13 protein-coding genes are annotated in these 17,090 nt (G+C 56.6%); 7 read left to right on the top strand and 6 right to left on the bottom strand.

Annotation, left to right across the window (positions count from 1 at the left end):
- The first annotated feature begins 152 nt into the window (after window positions 1-152).
- The 4 genes from OK409_RS20020 (at window position 153) to OK409_RS20005 (ending at window position 3,230) form a co-directional block, all read left to right on the top strand.
- Window positions 153-710: a peroxiredoxin gene (locus tag OK409_RS20020; RefSeq protein ID WP_010670341.1), complete on the top strand. Its 558-nt coding sequence runs from the start codon at window positions 153-155 to the stop codon at window positions 708-710.
- Between the two features lie 24 nt (window positions 711-734).
- On the top strand, window positions 735-1,976 hold the full coding sequence (locus OK409_RS20015; RefSeq protein WP_264367392.1) for a protein-disulfide reductase DsbD family protein: 1,242 nt from the start codon (window positions 735-737) through the stop codon (window positions 1,974-1,976).
- Window positions 1,977-2,047: 71 nt separating this feature from the next.
- Window positions 2,048-2,602 (top strand): sigma-70 family RNA polymerase sigma factor, encoded by a 555-nt coding sequence (locus OK409_RS20010; RefSeq protein ID WP_010247151.1) that lies wholly within the window; start codon window positions 2,048-2,050, stop codon window positions 2,600-2,602.
- A complete protein-coding gene (locus OK409_RS20005; RefSeq protein ID WP_010247152.1) occupies window positions 2,589-3,230 on the top strand; it encodes an NrsF family protein in 642 nt (213 codons plus the stop codon). The genes OK409_RS20010 and OK409_RS20005 overlap by 14 nt, the downstream gene beginning before the upstream one ends.
- Window positions 3,231-3,312: 82 nt before the next feature.
- Here the strand turns inward: OK409_RS20005 and OK409_RS20000 are convergent, their stop codons facing one another.
- Window positions 3,313-4,464, bottom strand: a complete 1,152-nt coding sequence (locus OK409_RS20000) for an MFS transporter (protein WP_050679360.1) — start codon at window positions 4,462-4,464, stop codon at window positions 3,313-3,315.
- A 120-nt stretch (window positions 4,465-4,584) separates the two neighbouring features.
- Here OK409_RS20000 and OK409_RS19995 point away from each other — a divergent pair, with 120 nt between their 5' ends.
- Window positions 4,585-5,355 carry a DeoR/GlpR family DNA-binding transcription regulator gene (locus OK409_RS19995; RefSeq protein ID WP_264367391.1) on the top strand — a complete coding sequence of 257 codons (771 nt, stop codon included), beginning with the start codon at window positions 4,585-4,587 and terminating at the stop codon, window positions 5,353-5,355.
- Between the two features lie 155 nt (window positions 5,356-5,510).
- Window positions 5,511-5,921 carry a GFA family protein gene (locus tag OK409_RS19990; protein ID WP_033769017.1) on the top strand — a complete coding sequence of 137 codons (411 nt, stop codon included), beginning with the start codon at window positions 5,511-5,513 and terminating at the stop codon, window positions 5,919-5,921.
- A gap of 16 nt (window positions 5,922-5,937) precedes the next feature.
- Here OK409_RS19990 and OK409_RS19985 read toward each other — a convergent pair whose 3' ends face one another.
- Window positions 5,938-6,423 (bottom strand): DUF1641 domain-containing protein, encoded by a 486-nt coding sequence (locus OK409_RS19985; RefSeq protein WP_060679143.1) that lies wholly within the window; start codon window positions 6,421-6,423, stop codon window positions 5,938-5,940.
- Window positions 6,423-9,395 (bottom strand): formate dehydrogenase subunit alpha, encoded by a 2,973-nt coding sequence (fdhF, locus tag OK409_RS19980; RefSeq protein ID WP_264367390.1) that lies wholly within the window; start codon window positions 9,393-9,395, stop codon window positions 6,423-6,425. Before fdhF ends, OK409_RS19985 begins: the two co-directional genes overlap by 1 nt.
- Before the next feature lie 821 nt (window positions 9,396-10,216).
- Between fdhF and OK409_RS19975 the strand changes: the two genes are divergently transcribed.
- Window positions 10,217-10,837, top strand: coding sequence for a response regulator transcription factor (locus OK409_RS19975; RefSeq protein WP_033760375.1), 621 nt, complete (start codon window positions 10,217-10,219; stop codon window positions 10,835-10,837).
- Between the two features lie 29 nt (window positions 10,838-10,866).
- Here the strand turns inward: OK409_RS19975 and OK409_RS19970 are convergent, their stop codons facing one another.
- From OK409_RS19970 to OK409_RS19960, 3 genes are read right to left on the bottom strand one after another with little or no spacing between them, the layout of a single operon-like run.
- Window positions 10,867-16,407 (bottom strand): AAA family ATPase, encoded by a 5,541-nt coding sequence (locus OK409_RS19970; RefSeq protein ID WP_264367389.1) that lies wholly within the window; start codon window positions 16,405-16,407, stop codon window positions 10,867-10,869.
- Window positions 16,407-16,790: a response regulator transcription factor gene (locus OK409_RS19965; RefSeq protein WP_033769026.1), complete on the bottom strand. Its 384-nt coding sequence runs from the start codon at window positions 16,788-16,790 to the stop codon at window positions 16,407-16,409. Before OK409_RS19965 ends, OK409_RS19970 begins: the two co-directional genes overlap by 1 nt.
- A 43-nt stretch (window positions 16,791-16,833) precedes the next feature.
- Window positions 16,834-17,088, bottom strand: coding sequence for a XapX domain-containing protein (locus tag OK409_RS19960; protein WP_010247172.1), 255 nt, complete (start codon window positions 17,086-17,088; stop codon window positions 16,834-16,836).
- Window positions 17,089-17,090: the final 2 nt, after the last annotated feature.

The raw sequence follows: 17,090 nt of genomic DNA, 5'->3' as shown, positions 1-17,090 counted from the left end.
ATGAGGGATCTGATAAAGGACGGCTGGTGAAGCACCATAAAAAAAACACGAAAAAAATTCCTCAAACGCGCAACTTTTTCCATTTTTAAACGAACCTGTTATCAGGGACGTCAGACAACTCCGTCTGTTCGTCAATGGAGAGAGTAAAGCCAATGAAAAACACCCTGAAAACCCTGGCCGTCGCTACGCTGCTGGCACTGAGTGTTCCGGCAACATCTGCTTTTGCAGCGTTACAGGTCGGTGAAAAAGCACCGGACTTTAAACTGGAAGCCGCGCTGGCCGGTAAATCGACCACCTTCTCATTGCAACAGGCGCTACAGAAAGGCCCGGTTGTTCTCTACTTCTTCCCAGCTGCTTTCAGTGCAGGCTGTACGCTGGAAGCACACGATTTTGCTGAAGCGACCGATGAATTTAAAAAGCAGGGTGCGACCGTCATTGGCGTGACCGCGGGCAATACCGATCAGATTGCGAAATTCTCGCAGCTTGAATGCCGTGACAAATTTACCGTCGCAGCCGATCCCGGTGCCAAAGTGGCGGCAGAATATAAGAGCACCATGGAGATGAAAGGTCAGAAACTCTCAGACCGTACCTCTTACGTGATAGCGCCCGATGGCAAAATCCTGCTGAGCTTCACCGATAAAAATCCTGATACGCATATCCAGAAAGCGATGGATGCCGTTAAAAAATACCGTCAGGCCAATCCGGCATAACTTCATCTTCAGAGCAGGTACATCATGCTGACTGCGATTGCAGCCGCCTTCCTGGGCGGCATTATTCTGAACCTCATGCCCTGCGTGTTTCCGGTGATCTCGCTGAAAGCACTGAGCCTGATCCGCCATCACGAATCACCTTCCCACGCCAGAGCCGAAGGCCTGGCCTTTCTGCTGGGCGTAGTCGTGACGATGGTCGCTCTGACCGCAGTTCTGTTGCTGGCCAGGGCGGGCGGTGCATCGGTGGGATGGGGATTCCAGCTGCAATCGCCGCTGGTCATCGCCGCGCTGATTCTGGTGATGCTTGGGTCGGCACTGAACCTGCTCGGTCTGTTTGAAGTAGGATTATCGGTTCAGCGGGTTGGCGAAGTGGGAGGCGATCGCGGTGGTTTAGTCGGTTCAGCTCTGACTGGCGCGCTGGCCATCATTGTCGCCACTCCCTGCAGCGCGCCCTTTATGGCCAGCGCGGTAGGCTATGCGCTTACCCAGCCTCCGCTAATCAGTCTGGTGATCTTTATTTCACTGGCGCTGGGCTTTGCTGCGCCCTTCACTCTCATCTCATTCTTCCCGGTGCTGGCGCGGATTTTGCCAAAGCCGGGTGCCTGGATGATTACGTTAAAGCAGGGGCTGGCGTTTCCCATGCTGGGCGCGGTGGGCTGGCTGATCTGGGTACTTGAACGCCAGGCGGGATCGGCGGCGCTGGCTGCCATTCTGGCCTGCTGTTTACTGTTTAGTTTCGCCGCCTGGCTGTATGGCATGGCGCAGAAACGCCGTATGATGGGACAGCGTCATTGGGTGCTGCATGTGGCGACCGCATTCTTCCTGGCGCTGGTCGTGGTGCCGTTACTGAACCTGAACAGGTTTGCCGAAGCTCCGGCTGAAACGGCAACCGCCTCACACGCTGCTGCCGCTGTGGCGTGGTCGCCCCAGAACGTTGATGCCATCAAAGGTCAGGGCAAGCCAATACTGGTGAACTTTACCGCATCATGGTGTATTACCTGCCAGGTTAACGATCGTACTTCGCTTTCGACGCAGGCGGTAAAAGCGGCGATGGCGCGAACCAACACCATTTATATGGTCGCGGATTCCACCAAATACAATCCCGATGTTGAACAGGCGCTGAGCGATTTCGGACGCGGTGGATTACCGCTCTACGTGGTCTATCCGGCTGACGGCGGTAAACCTGAGGTACTGCCCCAGGTGCTGACGCCTGGCATTGTGATTTCAGCGCTGAATCAGGCAACAGAAAAAGGAAATAAATCCTGAGATTACTGATGAAACGATTGCCTGGCGCGTGGCCAGGGCGCGGCGACAGCATGCTGAACTGCTGATGATCGATGCCAGAAACTGATCAACGCGCACAGCAGTGGCCAGCATTAATGGCCCGGGCGCAGGCGGGTGACAGAGCTGCCTATAACCAGTTACTGAAAGCGATGGTTCCGGCCATCCGGGCACTGGTATGCAAAAAAATCCGCGATGAGGGACTGGTTGAGGATGTCATTCAGGAGACATTGCTGGCGATCCATCGGGTGCGGCATACCTACGATCCGCAGCGTCCGATACTCCCCTGGGTTGCTGCCATCGCCTCTGCCCGGGCCATAGATGCGCTGCGCCATCGCGGCCGTCGCCAGGAAGTACAGGATGAGGAAGAGCTGCAACGACAACCCGCTGCAAGTGCAGAGTCCTCAGCCGATACGGATATCCTCTCCGGTTATCTGGATAACCTTCCGCTGCGCCAGCGGGAGATCGTCGAATCTGTGCATCTGCGCGAGCAGAGCCTGGCGCAGGCAGCAGCTGAAACCAATCAGTCGCTCTCTGCGGTTAAATCTCTGTTGCATCGCGCAATGGTCAACCTTCGTAAATATGGACGGGGTCATCATGAGAAATCATGACCAGTTAATTAATCAGCTCAGCGCGTCTGCCCAGCCGGTGCAGCGCGTCTGGCCCACCGCCTGGCGCGTTGCGGGCTGGATTGCCCTTGCCCTGCCCTGTGGCGCGCTGACCAGCTGGGCATTTCACAGCCGTTTCACTGACTGGTCGCAGCCTGGCGCGTTTTTCGCGCTGGTTGCCCTGCTGCTGTCACTCATCATCGCGGGCAGCACGCTGGCGGCAGCCTTTACGCTGAGTATTGCAGGCAGAAAACCGATCAGCCTGCGCTGGCCGCTGCTGATGGCGATGATGTGGCTGGTTCTGAATCTGATCAATATGTCATCTTCAGCACCGCCATCGGGCGCGAACCGGTTGGGTGAAGGGATGCACTGCTATCTGTTTATGCTGTCGGCCAGTGTCCCGATGATGCTGATGTCCGTGTTCGCCCTGCAGCGCACCCGATCCCTCTATCCGGCGCGCAGTCTGGCGCTGAGCGGCTGCGGCAGTGCGTTTACCTCATCGATGCTGCTGTCGTTGTGCCACGATACCCATCTGCACGCCATCGATTTTTCTATGCATCTGGCTGCGGGCATCACCATCGTGGCGCTGACGGTGCTGGCAGGCCGCCGCTGGGTCAGGCTGGGAGAGTAATGGCACGCCGCTTCCGTTCCTCCTGAAGATGACTCCGCGCCCCGTTCAATGAAATTCTGTCAGGAGCGCGGATTGGGTAATTTTATGCATTCTCCCCCGCGCGGCTACGGCCCAGATCCAGGGTCAGAGAGACCGCACCGACAACCAGCATCAGCGCCATAATCAGTGAAAACGAGAAAGCGAGATGTGTGTAATGCGCCACGTAGCCAATCACGGCTGGCCCGCTCAGGACCCCCAGATAGCCCAGAGTAGTAATGGCAGGCACGGCGACCGCCTGCGGCATCACCGTCTGACGTCCGGCGGCGGAGAACATTACCGGCACGATATTGGCGCAGCCTGCGCCGACCAGGGTGTAGCCCAGCAACGCCATCGGCCAGGAGGCGATAAAGGTCACCATCGCCATGCCAGCGGCGGCAATCAGTGCGCCGCCCAGCACAACCGGTAAACGTCCCAGCGATGAGATAATCCGATCCCCGGTCAGACGCGCCACGGTCATCGCAATGGCAAAGCAGGTATAGCCCAGTCCGCCCAGTGATGCCGGAATGGCCCGGACGTCGGTCAGATAGACAGCACTCCAGTCCAGCACGGTGCCTTCGGTCAGGAAGACGGCAAAGCAGATGATGCCGATAATCAGTACGCTGCCGCGCGGAACAGCAAACACCGGGCCTTCAGCGGGGTTCGCGTAGGTCAGTAAGCCCGATGCGCTGACCAGCGTCATGATAATCACCGCCGCGACCGCCAGCAAACAGCCGGTCAGCACGCTAAATCCCATCGCCAGCAGCAGCGTCATAAAGCCCGCGCCGGCAATGCCGCCCACGCTATACATGCCGTGAAAGCCTGACATGACTGGCTTTTCCGCCTGCTTCTCCACCAGGATCGCCTGGATGTTCATGGCGCAGTCGGTCACACCGATGCCGACGCCAAAAACCAGCAACGCCAGCGCCAGCAACAGCGGGTCGCTGAGCACCGATAGCCATGGCGTACTGATGATGACCAGCGCGACAGCGACCAGAATCACCCGGCGGCAGCCAAAGCGGCTGGTCAGCCAGCCCGTCACCGGCATCGCAATCAGCGCGCCGACGCCAAGACAAAGCAGCAAGGTGCCGAGTTGCGCCTCATTAACGCCGGTATTGCCGCGGGCGAAAGGCACAATCACCGCCCAGGTCGCGGTTATAAATCCGGCTATAAAAAAGATGATGCGTGTTGCCAGCGTGGAAGAGACGTTATTAGCCATTGCATTCCTTTCAGGGATGTCGGGGAGAGCTGACAGGACCGAGAGATCGCTATTGACTCCCTGCCCGGCAGTGAACGATTATGCTCACTATAGCTCGATTGTGAATATTTTGAGGTTTATATGCTCGATTATGCAGCTTTCCCGCAGCAGCGACAAGCGCTGATTCGTGAGATATTGCAGGACAAAGGACGGGTGGTCTGCGCTGACCTGGCACGGCAATTGGCCGTGTCAGAGCACACTATCCGCCGCGATCTCCATGAACTCAGTAAAGAGGGTTTATGTAAAAAGGTCTATGGCGGTGCGGTGTTACAGCTTCAGGAGGCGGGCAGCTTTGTCAGCCGGAAAGCTCACGATCACGCAGCAAAAGCCCTGATCGCGCAGCGCTGTGCCAGCCTGGTGAAAGCCAATAGCTGCATCTTTATTGATGCCGGTACAACCAATCTGGCGCTGGCACAGGCGCTATCACCAGATTTGAATATCACCGTCGTCACCAATGCACCCGATATTGCTGCGCTACTGATCAACCATCCTGCTGCGGAGGTGATTATGCTGGGCGGGCAGATACAGAAGAGCACCGGCGGCGCGGTCGGGCAAACCGCGATCAACCAGATCCAGGGGATTCTGTTTGATCAGGCGTTTATTGGCGGCTGTGCCATGAGTCCGGAGGCCGGTCTGACCGGTTTTAACTATGCGGATTGCGAATTTAAGAAAGTCGCTATGGCGCAAAGCAATCAGATCATTGTCGGGCTGACAGCGGATAAAATCCCCGCAGTAGCGCGATTCAGCGTGGCGAAATGTCGTGAAATCTCAATGCTGGTCGTGGAAGAGAAGCTCGATAAAGAACTGCTTGAGGCGTTTGAAGCGGAAGAGATAACGCTTATTACTGTCTGATAGGGGTGATTAAATAAATCATGTCGCAGACGAACCCGATGAACGCACCCTGCCCTGGCTGTACTAATGGTCGACAAATCCGCACCCGATGCTGCCAAATTCCAGGCTTTGGCGTAGGCTGAAAGCTGGTTGGTTTCACTACACAGGAGATCACGATGCAAAATGAAATGACAGCACAATGCCACTGTGGCGCGGTGGCGTACCGGGTGACGCTGAAGGATGGATTTAATACGGTGCGCCGCTGCAACTGCTCGTTTTGCCGGATGCGCGGCGCGGTGGTGGTATTTGCGACAAAGGTGGAGCTGACCCGCGGTGAAGCGCAGCTCACAGAGTATCGTTTCAACAGCAAAGAGGTGGGCCACTACTTCTGTTCCGTTTGCGGCATTTACACCTTTCATCAGAGTCGCTCACAGCCCGATCAGTTCGGGGTGAATGTCGCCTGCCTTGAGGGGGTTTCGCCGTTTGATTTCACCGATGTCCCGGTCTCCGATGGTATCAATCATCCAAAAGATGGCGGCGCGGGCGGTGTAGCCGGTCATCTGATCTACACCCCCACGCAATCCTGAACGATCGCAGGCTGAACTACTCCCGTGTGGGCTTACCACTGAAGCGGGTAATCGGCTTCTGCTCTTCACGGTCAATCTGTTGTGAGAAGACTTCAAGCGCCGCGAATATGGGGCGCAGTCCGCGCCACAGATCCTCATCATTGAGTAACCGGATAATGCCGCGGATGCCCGGCGCGGCTTTATCCTGACGGGCCTCATCGCGCGCTGGTTTAACGGCCATCGCGGCATCGCGAACGGCCAACAGCAGATGATTAAACCGTTCTGGCGGCACGCTGCCCAGCGTCATCATCAGTAGCGAGAGATTCTGCAGCGCGTTCTGCGTACCCGGCTGATTAAGGCCCGAAACCAGGATTTTCCCCACCTCGCTATTTGATTTAACCAGGTCGTTCGCCAGCCGCAGAAAACCGTGCTGGTGAAGATTTTCGATTAGCTCATCCATCGCCTCCCGGGCGGTCGGCTCAGTGCGTGTTGGCGGGACCTGATATTTCATCCGTTCTGCCATTAGAATTTCTCCGGTTTTTCGACATGTTCAGGCGGTTCCCGATAGCCTGCCTGCTGCCATTTTTGCTCTATCGGCAGGTGATCCAGCGGCGTACGACTGCCGTGACGGAAGTTGTGTAGTGGCACCGGATTAGGCTGCGACCGGCGATCAACGCGCTTCATATTTACGGCAATCTCTTTATAAGCCGGTGTGTTGACGTCGGGATCATGATGTTCGCCGGTCAGGGCGTTGACGCCATCTTTGCCATGATGAATCGGCATAAACAGTACGTTTCCTGCCACACGCTCAGTGATCACAACAGGCACATCCAGCGATCCGCGCCGCGAGGTAATGCGTACCCACTCTCCTTCGTTCAGCGCGCGCTCGGCGGCCAGCTCCGGTGAGATCTCAACAAAGGCATTAGGCGACAGCGACATCATGCGGCCACCCTGCCCGGTCTGATTCATCGACTGGAAATGCTCCAGCATCCGGCCATTATTCAGCAGCAGATTATACTGTGAATCCTCCTGCTCGGCGGGCGGCTGCCAGCTCAGCGGATAGAGTCGCGCTTTGCCATCCGGGAAGTTAAACCGTTCCGTGTAGAGTCGCGGCGTGCTTTCGCCTGCGGCACTGACGGGCCAGAGCTGGGACTGCCAGCCGACCAGTTGCTCATAGCTGACACCCGCGAAAATCTCTGCGATGCCTGCCGCTTCCGCCATAATCGCGCCTGGGTTCGGGTAATGCCACGGATGACCGAGACGGGCGGCGAGATCGGTAAAGATCTCCCAGTCGGGCCGACTATCACCCAGCGGCTTCATGGCGGGTGAAAAGTGCTGGATCCGCCGCTCGGTGTTCACAAAGGTGCCCTCTTTCTCCACGCTGGGCGCACCGGGCAGCACCACATCGGCAAATTCGGCAGTGCGTGACATGAAAATGTCCTGTACCACCATAAATTCCAGCTTGCTGAAGGCGGCATGCACTGAAGTGGCATCGGCATCCGCAAACGCCGTCTCTTCACCGGTGATATACATCGCACGAATTTTGCCTTCACCGGCCTGCTGCACCATTTTAAAATTATCTGCACCAGGCTGATCGGAAAGCGCTTCAGGCGAGACGCCCCAGGCGCGCGCCCATTTTTCGCGCACCGCTGGGTCAGTGACTTTTTCATAGCCGGGATAGAGATTACTGAGGCAGCCAAAGTCGCTGGCGCCCTGTACGTTGTTGTGTCCGCGCATCGGATAACCGCCGGTGCCAGGCCGGCCATAGTTGCCGGTGACCAGCAGCAGGTTCGACAGCGCCGTACTGGTGTCTGCCCCGTGGCTGTGCTGGGTAATTCCCATCGCCCACAACACACAGGCACTGCCCGCCTGGCCGATCATTTCCGCTGCTTCAATCAGTTCTGATTCACTCAGTCCACATGTCTCACTGGCAAAGGCCAGCGTAAAGGGAGCGAGTGAGGCGCGGTACTCATCAACCTGGTTGACCCGCTGGGCCAGAAAAGCCTCATCCGCATAACCGTGATCGAACATATATTTTGCCATCGCCGAGGCCCAGACCAGGTCAGTACCCGGTCGGATGCGCAGATAACAGTCAGCACGTTCCGCCATTTCATGACGGCGCGGATCAACGACCAGCAGTTTCTGACCGCGATGTTTGTGGCTCTGTTTGATGTGTGAAGCAATCACCGGATGGTTCTCGGCCAGGTTGCTACCGACCAGCACGATCAAATCGGTCTGTTGCAGATCCTCAATCGTCCCGGCATCTCCGCCGTAGCCCACCGTGCGGAACAGCCCTTCTGTGGCCGGGTTCTGACAATAGCGCGAGGAGTTATCAACGTTGTTGGTGTTAAAAATTAAACGGGCGATTTTTTGGGTCAGATAGGCTTCTTCATTGCTGGCCTTGCTGGAGCCGATAAAGCCAATCGCATCGCCTCCATAATTCTGAGCGATACCCTGTAATCCTTCGGCAACCCGCTGTAGTGCTTCATCCCAGCTGGCAGGCCGGAAGTGGCCATTCTCGCGGATCAACGGCGTAGTCAGGCGCTCCGGGCTGTTGACGAAGTCCCAGCCGAACTTACCTTTAACGCAGGTCGAGATGCCGTTGGCCGGGGCTTCGGCGACCGGCTGAACTTTCAGGATATGGCGGTCGCGGGTCCAGATCTCAAAGCTGCAGCCCACACCGCAATAGGTGCAGACGGTTTTGGTGCGTTTGATCTCAGACTGGCGCAGCGCCACATCGATTTTCGAAACGCCGGTAATCGGCTCCATGCCGATGCTGTTTTCCAGCGTTTTAACAAAGTCGATCAGCGGACGCTTCAGCCCTTCATCCATCGCAGTGAACGGACCCGCATCGGGCTGCATGGTTTTTTCGAGCAGCGCATTGCACGGGCAAACTGTGACGCAATGTCCGCAGCTGACGCAGCTGGAACCGGCGATTTCCGTTCCGCCATCCCAGAGCACGCGAGGATGCGCCTGGGTGTAGTCAATCGACAGCGTCTCATTGACCTCGACATTCTGACACGCTTCGACACAGCGACCGCATAAGATGCACTGGTCAGGATCGTAGGTGTAAAACGGATTGGAATGATCTTTTGCGTAGGGCTTGGGCTCATGAGGATAGTACTGAATCGGAATGTGCATATCAGCCACGGCATTATGCAGCGTGCAGTCACCGGTGTTGTGTTCACAGACGGTACAGTAAAGCTCATGACGATTGAGCAGCCGATCCATTCCCTCCTGCTGCGCGGCCTTCAGCGCACTGCCTTCACTCTGCACCTCCAGCCCCTCTTCAGTGCGGAGCGTGCAGCCACGAACCCGCTCGCCGTTGGCATCTACCCAGCAGACATCACAACTTTGCAGCGGCGGCAACGCCGGGTGGTAACAGACATGAGGTAGTTTTTTCCCTTGAGCATCCAGAAAATCGATTAGCGGTTGATCAGCTAACCCTTTTAACCGTTCACCATTGTAGATAATGGTGCAGTAATTTTGACTCATATAAGCCTCATGACGACATTGCGACGAGCTACCGAATGGAAAATCTCCCTCTATTTAAAGGGTTGCTTCACAAGCTTAGTGAGGATTAACAGCCACGCCATGAATACCGCTACGCTTATCAAGGTTACTTGCTGACAGACAAGGCTTTTTTAAATGTAATGACTTTTTACCGGATAAAAACGGGTCAGCTTTTACCCGGCTGATAGTGAGAAACTGGCACAGAGGCTTCGCGTTGATAAGCATTTGCCGCACAATGGTGAAGTTTGGGGTTAATAACCAAACAAAATGTATGTTGTAACTATATAATCAACTAGCTTATTTCGCTATAAGACGCAGGGTAAAGATCGGCACGCTTATCAATCCGTCGTTTTGCCCTCAGGCAAATTAATTATCAGGACCGCCGCGAGTTGACAGACTACTCCCAAATTAATTACGTACCGCCACTAATTTATTCCAGTACATATCAGGCTGAAACGATTTAATCTGGATAACGGGTTTATGGATTATTTTAGCTATTAAACGGGACTATTCTCCTGCCCGTGAGTGAGCGAACAATTTATGGCATAGCTATGTCGATCAAATGACAGTTATCAGCATTGACGGCCAGAACAGTGGCGCTCCACCCCAGAGTTGACGCTCACATTTTAGTCATACCTATCAGCCATTTATCTTAATTTTAACAAGCTGATAATTATAAGATGATAATGATAACTGTTATGGTAATATCCTGTTAACCCTGCCCGACACTTTCTCATCAGGGCCTCTTTACGCGTCATGCTTAATTAAATTATCAGTAAATACCTGGCTGAAATGAGGTCCCTATGAATCCCATCGTTTATATCGTTGACGACGACGCTGCTGTGACTGCTGCACTGCGTAATCTGCTCACTGCCGACGATTACACGGTTATCTCTTTTTCTTCGGCTGATGATTTCCTGGCTCACGCTTTTACTCCCCTTCCCTGTTGCCTGATTCTGGATATTAATCTGCCTGGCGCAGATGGATTTGATGTCGCACAGGCATTGATCGATCGTGGCTACGCCATTCCCACTATCTTCTTAACCGGCTTCGGGACTATTCCGGTCACGGTGCGGGCGATGAAAACCGGTGCTTATGAGTTTCTGACTAAACCTGTCGATCCCGATCGTATTTTGCAGGCGGTTGCAGAAGCCTTACAGATCGCCGGGCAGAATATGGCCTCTTCCGAGGAGCGAAGGGAGATACTGGAGCGACATCAGACCCTGACACCGCGTGAAAGCGAGGTCATGCTGCTGGCGATTAGCGGCCTGCTGAATAAGCAGATTGCCGCCGAAATGGGCGTCAGTGAGATCACGGCAAAAGTTCACAAGCGGCGGGTGATGGAAAAGATGAAGGCGCGGTCGCTCACCGATCTGGTGCGGGCGGCAGAGCGGCTCAATATTGATCATACCCGACGCCGCTAAGGCCAGGCAGACACCTGTCCTCAATACGATTATCCCAGTGGCAGAGTGAACCAGAAACGGCTGCCGCCTTCCGCCCTGTTCTCTGCGCCTAACTCACCACAATGCTTTTTGATAATCCCTTTGCTGATGGTTAATCCCATGCCCATGCCACTTTTCTTCGTGGTGTAGAACGACTCAAAAATCCGTTCACGCACGCCATCCGGCAAGCCGCAACCACTGTCCAGCACCTCAAAACGCAGCGTGTCCGGCGTCGGGTTCTCTGACGTCAGCCGCAAAAGCGCCGCGCGCGGTAAATCGTCGGACATGGCATCAATGGCATTGATCACCAGATTCAGCAGCACCTGCTGAATCTGAACGCGGTCGCAATAGATATCCGCCTTTCCGGCCCTCAGTTTCAGCTCCAGCGAAATTCCGCGTCGCTCCAGCTCCACCCGGGAGAGCGCCAGAATATCGCGAGCGATCAGATGGAGGTTTTCCGAGGCAAAGCTCGATTCATGATTGCGGGTCAGCGCCTGCAGGCCACGAATTATCTCTCCGGCACGTTTTCCCTCTTTGATAATTTCATCCAGACTGCTGCTGGCATTCTCCAGCATCACCGGTTCACGCTTTAACCAGCGCAGGCTGGCACCGGCATTGGCCACGATCGACATCAGTGGCTGGTTAATTTCGTGCGCGATTGAGGCAGTCAGTTGCCCGACTGTGGTGGCGCGCGTTACACGGGCCAGATCTGCCTGGGCCATGCGCGCGGCATCTTCTGCCTGGCGCTGCGAGGTGATATCGGAAATGGTGCCGAAGTACTCTTTCACCTCGGGGAAGTTTTCTACCGGCTCTCCGATGCCTTTGATATAACGGCATTCCCCATCCGGCCTGAGCACACGGAACTCAGCCTGCATACTACGTCCCTGACTGACGCTGTGGGTCACCAGTTCGCTGATGCACTCATAATCATCGGGATGAACGCGGGTCAGAAAATCTGCCATCGACAACCCTTTTTGATGGGCTGGCAGGCCCAGAATACGGCCATACTCTTCAGACACCATCATCATGTCCTCTGCCACTTCCCAGCGCCAGGTACCGGTATGACTGATCTTCTCGCCGAGCATCAGCGAGGTTTTGCTGGCGCGTAGCTGCTTCTCAACCCTTCGCCGATGGTTGTTCTCCTCCAGCAGTTCAGCGTAGAGGCGCGCCGTCTCCAGCGAAACCGCCGCCTGAGCACTCAACGTTTTCACGATGTGGGAGTGTTCAGCCGTGAACGCATCGGGCATCAGGCGATTCTCCAGATAGAGCACCCCAACCATATTGGCCTGCCTGAACATCGGAACACATAACACCGCAGCGCCCGAGGCCACCAGGTAAGGATCCTGACTGAACGGACTGAACTCTTCCGGCTTGCCAGTACGTATCTCCTGACCGGTACGGATGACCGCGGCCAGTACCGATAGCGGCAGGTCAGTTGCGACGGGGCGCTCTTTGACAATCTGCACCCGCACGCCATCAGCCGTGCTTTCTGCCCAGGCCTGCGTTTCCGGAAGCGTACCATCCAGAATCCGGATGAGCCGACAGCGCTGGGCACCGGCCCGCTCCAGCAGGATGCGCATCAGGGTATGAATCAACCGATCAAGGTTGATCTCCTCCGTCAGGGCGCGCACGGCGGTCAGCACACTCTCCAGGTCGTAGAACGAGGCATCCTGCGTAAAGGGAATGGTCGCCACCGCACTGTTTTGCATCGGCGTGGTCAGATGCGGATAGTGCTGCTCAAGCTGGCGCACCATCGCCAGCGCGCCCCAGCTCTCCCAGCTTCTCATCGACGCTTTAACGTAAGCATCGGCGGCGGTATCTAGCTGTAATGATTTGCAGTAGCGGCCAGCCAGTTGATTCGCCAGCGCATGAATGTGCAGATATCCCCCCTGGCGGGAGAGACAGATCGCATTTTCATACTGCTTCAGCGCCTCGCCCGTGTTGCCCTCAAGACGCGCACATTCTGCCCTGAGCAGGGCATATTTATCAGCAAAGAGTCCGGGATTGAGGTCGGCCCAGCCCGCAAATTTGTCCAGATCGCAGCGCAGCGTGTTGCTGTCAGCCGCACCGGGCTGCAGACTCAGCGATAGTGCGCTGTAAAAATGCATATCCATCAGGTAGATGTAAGCGGGCACTGCGCTGGTCAGCGGACGAATTTCTGCAAAACAGCGCAGCGCCTCCCGGTATTCTGCCGCAAAGAAATGCGCCATTCCCCGATACAACCCCGCCCAGAACAGCACCATCGCTTTTGGGCCAGAGATCACGCCCGGCTCGCTGCCCGCCACCATCGGCAAAGCCCCATCGCGATCGCCTGCCCTGAACCCGTTGCTGTTCCGCAGTTGCATCACCAGCTGCTTCTGCATGACCAGCACGTTCTCAACATCGGGATAAAAGGTTTTGCGGGTAAAAGCGAGTCCGCGCTCAATGGAGGTCATGACCGACTCCAGATGATCGCCGCGTGTCAGCGTGTTCATGATCTGATGACGCAACGAGAGGCAGGCAAAGGAACGGTCTCCGTGCATCACCGCGACGCGAAAACTTTCACGGGCACTTTCTACGGCGACATCCAGCGGCTGCGTCCAGATCCCCAGCTGATCCAGAGGCAGCAGCGTGCGGGCTTTATAGCGGGTAAAGTCATGCCGCTCCACCAGCTCACGGGCCACCCGACCACAGGCATAGCCAAAATGCCAGGCCTGATAGCGTTCGCTGATCAGCACGCTGAACCAGGCGAGACCAAACGCAGAAGCACCGGTCACGCCGTGATCCAGCGTCATCTCCAGCATCCGGCAGACCAGCAACAGATGCAGCTGCGGGCAGTCGTAGGCGGAGACAAAAATGGTGCTGGCCATCAGGTTCAGCACCGACTCAGTTTCCTGATCGGTGTTGCGTGGCAGTCGGGAAAAAGCCGCTTGCGGGGAATCGCCAATCCGCGCCCTGATCGCCTGCCAGGCGGCGTCAATCTCCGCGTCGTCCGGATCACGCCTCAGATGTACACCAAATACTGCCAGCCAGGCGAGCGCAGTTTCCAGCGCCAGATGGTTATCGGACTGGCGCATATGAATTTCGGCAGAGAGACAGGCTGCCATCGATTTTTCACTGAGCGTGCCTGGTTCACTCAGCAGTCGGGTACAGAGCTTTTGCGCGGTCGTCAGATTACCGTGCAGAAATTCGCACTCCGCCTCATCGATGCCCAGCATAAAGTCATTGCCGGTCACCATCCGCTGGCTGAGTTGCTGGGCGCTGCGCAGATAGCGCAGCGCCGAGAGATAATCTCCGGCACGTTTCGCTCCCTGCGCAGCACGTAAACAGAGGGGATAATAGCGTTCACGGTCTGCGACACTAAGCGGCAGTTCAGCAATCATGCCGATGTGATAAGCCGCGCGGAACAGCGTCTCACTGTGATCGGCATTTACAACCGCGGCCGACAGCCATGCCGCCGCCTGTTGATGAAGAGAGTGTTGCTGCCGGAGGTCGAGCAGTAAAAACGCCGCGTTATGCACCCGGTCATGGGTAAAGGCGTAGTTCCCGCCAGTCAGGGTTATAAAACGGCCGCTGACGGCAGGCTCAAGCTGCTGCTGAATCCGCGATACGGACGTGGCGTTGATATGACTTAACAGCGACAGTTCACCGCTGGCCCCCAGACAGGCCAGCGAACCCAGCAGCTGGCGTGTTGCCTCCGGCATCCGCGCCAGCTGATTTAATACCAGCGTCGCCACATTGTCGGTGTACTGACGCGCAATCAGCGCCTGGCTGTCGTAATGCCACTTCAGCGGGTTCTGGCGATAGACAATCACCCCATCATCTACCGCCTGACGGAAGAACTCCTGCATCGAGAGCGGATTACCGCCGGTTTTCTCAAAGATAATCTGTGCCAGCTCACGATTGCCGCCGGGACGGGTATGCAGCATCCCCGCCAGCCAGCGGGTGATACTCTTAACGCTGAGCGGCTGCGGCGTCAGCGCCACGACCCGTGCCGCTGACGCTCTGAGCCGCAGCAGAAATCCGGCAATCATCGGACAGGGCATCGACTCCCCCTCCCGGAAAGCGAGCACCAGCATAAAGGGCAGATGCTCATTACGGGTAATCAGATTTTCCAGCAGTTGCAGCGTGGCGTTGTCTGCCCAGTGAACATCATCAATCAGCATCACCAGCGGACGGCCCGGCGTGGCAAACGCCTGGATAAGCGCAGACGCCATCTGATTAAACTGCTCGCGGGCGTCCGGGGCATGGCGCACCACCGGCTGCACCGTCCGGATATTCAGCAGCTGTTTTAGTTCAGGCACCAGTTCAATGGCTAAATCGGTATAACCACCCAGCAAGCGCAACAGGCGAACCCGCCATTTGCTTAGCTCCAGGGCTGACAATCCCAGCAGATAAAGCGTGACCGTGCGAAACGCTGAGGCGACTGCGGCATAAGGTGCGGCAGGCGAATGTTGATCGGCCTTGCTGGCTGCCAGCAGAATCTGTCTGTGCTGCAGGGTTTTCAGGGCGGAAGCGATAATGGCGGACTTACCCGAGCCGGGCGCACCGCTCAGCATCACCAGGCTCTGCGTGCCGGTACGGTTGACCGCATCCAGCGTCGTCAACAGCACCCGAGCCTGCGGATGTTGCGTGAAGAGTGTCTCGGGCCGGAAACTGGTGCTGAACCGCTCCTGCAGACCGGGCGTGAATGGCGCAATGGTGTTTTCTGCGGTCAGCGTCGCCTGACAGCGGCGTAAATCAGCCATCAGTCCCTGCACGGTCTGATACCCGTCAGCAGGTGACTTTGCCAGCAGACGCAGCAGAATCACAGAGAGCATCGGCGGCACATCCTCTCTGACCTGTACGGCTGGCCGGGGCGCGCTGGCGATGTGATGATGAATCCACTCCGCCTCCCCCGCATCCGGTGAGCCAAACGGCAGCTTACCGGTGAGATACTCATACAGCACGACACCCAGACTGTAGAGATCGCTGAGGCTGCTGACCGGATGCGGCGTGCGGCCGGTATGTTCAGGTGACATATAGGCCAGCGTACCGCCTGAGACGCGCAGGCTGTTTTTTTCCGCCGACTGCGCCGCCAGCGAGGCGAGACCAAACCCGCCCAGCCGGAACCGGCCATCGTCGCTGATAAAAAAATGGCCTGGCTTGATATCCCCATGCACGATGCCCTGATGATGCGCCTGGCCGAGCGTGTAGCAAAGCTGCAATGCAACCTGCAGGAAGTCAGCGATTTTATCGGGAGGGGTCGCGAGGTTATTCGCCAGGCTGCGAAACGGAAACGTGGGGTAGATCAGCGCATAGCGGTTGAGGTAACGGGTGGTGCCCGTCGCGGTGATGGCCCAGCGGGGCGAAAGATAAGCGGCCAGCGCTCGCTCATTTTTCAGCCGCTGCGTCGCCTGAAACGTGACGTCGTCACTCTGTCCGGTGGCGATTATCAGCGACTCACCTGAGTGACGGCGCGCCAGCATCCAGAGCAGGCAGCCATCCTGCGCCAGCGGCGTCAGCGTGTCGAAATCTTCAATCGCGATCCCTGCGTCGTCACTCTCCTGAAAATTAACCGAAAGCATGCTCATCAGCGCACCTTTCCCTGAGATAACTCGCAACGGATCAGTGTCAGCAGCGTATCAACATCAATCGGCTTTCGCAAAAAAGTCACTGCACCTAAGGCAATGGCATACCACAGGGTGGTCTCTTCCAGATCTGCTGAGATAAAAATCACCGGTGGCACACCTGCCCGCTGTTTCAAAATAGTGAATAGCTCAAAGCCGGACATGCCCTTGAGTCCGACATCGATGATCAGCATGCCCACCTCTGAAAGCGCATCGTCATCGCTCAGCAGCGCCTCACCTGACTCAAATAGTCGGGTCGAATAGCCGTCTGAATGCAACAGATTGCTGAGTCCACTGCGGACCGCGCGTTCATCGTCCACAATGACAATACGCTGTGACAGCGCCATGCAGTTATCCTCTGAAACGCCTCATCGTACGGCACGCGAGGACTTAAGGGTGGTCATCGCCATCGGGTGGCGGTGTCCCACTGATTTTTGGCACACACTCATGGCGAAACCACTTCAGCGTCACCGGCTGACGGCGGAACAGACGCGTACCCAGCGGAATCAACTGCTCGCCCACCAGCATGCCAAACAGTCCCACTAAAGCAATAACCGGCGGTGCCGGAGAGTTTACGTTGATCAGGGCATAGATTACCCCGGCAAGCAGCCCCACCGTGAGAGAAATAATGTAGGATTTCAACATGT

Source organism: Pantoea sp. RG18, assembly GCF_025910075.1.
In the GTDB taxonomy this organism is placed as follows: Bacteria; Pseudomonadota; Gammaproteobacteria; order Enterobacterales; family Enterobacteriaceae; genus Pantoea; species Pantoea agglomerans.
The sequence above is the reverse complement of the archived record's forward strand: the minus strand, read 5'-3'. Positions and strand labels throughout refer to the sequence as shown.

Bases quoted from the DNA above. Each gene is read 5' to 3' on its own strand.
- OK409_RS19990 (WP_033769017.1), top strand. From the start codon at position 5,511: ATGCAAAATGAAATGACAGCACAATGCCACTGTGGCGCGGTGGCGTAC.
- OK409_RS20010 (WP_010247151.1), top strand. From the start codon at position 2,048: ATGCCAGAAACTGATCAACGCGCACAGCAGTGGCCAGCATTAATGGCC.
- fdhF (WP_264367390.1), bottom strand. From the start codon at position 9,395: ATGAGTCAAAATTACTGCACCATTATCTACAATGGTGAACGGTTAAAA.
- OK409_RS20015 (WP_264367392.1), top strand. From the start codon at position 735: ATGCTGACTGCGATTGCAGCCGCCTTCCTGGGCGGCATTATTCTGAAC.
- OK409_RS20000 (WP_050679360.1), bottom strand. From the start codon at position 4,464: ATGGCTAATAACGTCTCTTCCACGCTGGCAACACGCATCATCTTTTTT.
- OK409_RS20005 (WP_010247152.1), top strand. From the start codon at position 2,589: ATGAGAAATCATGACCAGTTAATTAATCAGCTCAGCGCGTCTGCCCAG.
- OK409_RS19995 (WP_264367391.1), top strand. From the start codon at position 4,585: ATGCTCGATTATGCAGCTTTCCCGCAGCAGCGACAAGCGCTGATTCGT.
- OK409_RS19985 (WP_060679143.1), bottom strand. From the start codon at position 6,423: ATGGCAGAACGGATGAAATATCAGGTCCCGCCAACACGCACTGAGCCG.
- OK409_RS19970 (WP_264367389.1), bottom strand. From the start codon at position 16,407: ATGAGCATGCTTTCGGTTAATTTTCAGGAGAGTGACGACGCAGGGATC.
- OK409_RS19960 (WP_010247172.1), bottom strand. From the start codon at position 17,088: ATGTTGAAATCCTACATTATTTCTCTCACGGTGGGGCTGCTTGCCGGG.
- OK409_RS19975 (WP_033760375.1), top strand. From the start codon at position 10,217: ATGAATCCCATCGTTTATATCGTTGACGACGACGCTGCTGTGACTGCT.
- OK409_RS20020 (WP_010670341.1), top strand. From the start codon at position 153: ATGAAAAACACCCTGAAAACCCTGGCCGTCGCTACGCTGCTGGCACTG.
- OK409_RS19965 (WP_033769026.1), bottom strand. From the start codon at position 16,790: ATGGCGCTGTCACAGCGTATTGTCATTGTGGACGATGAACGCGCGGTC.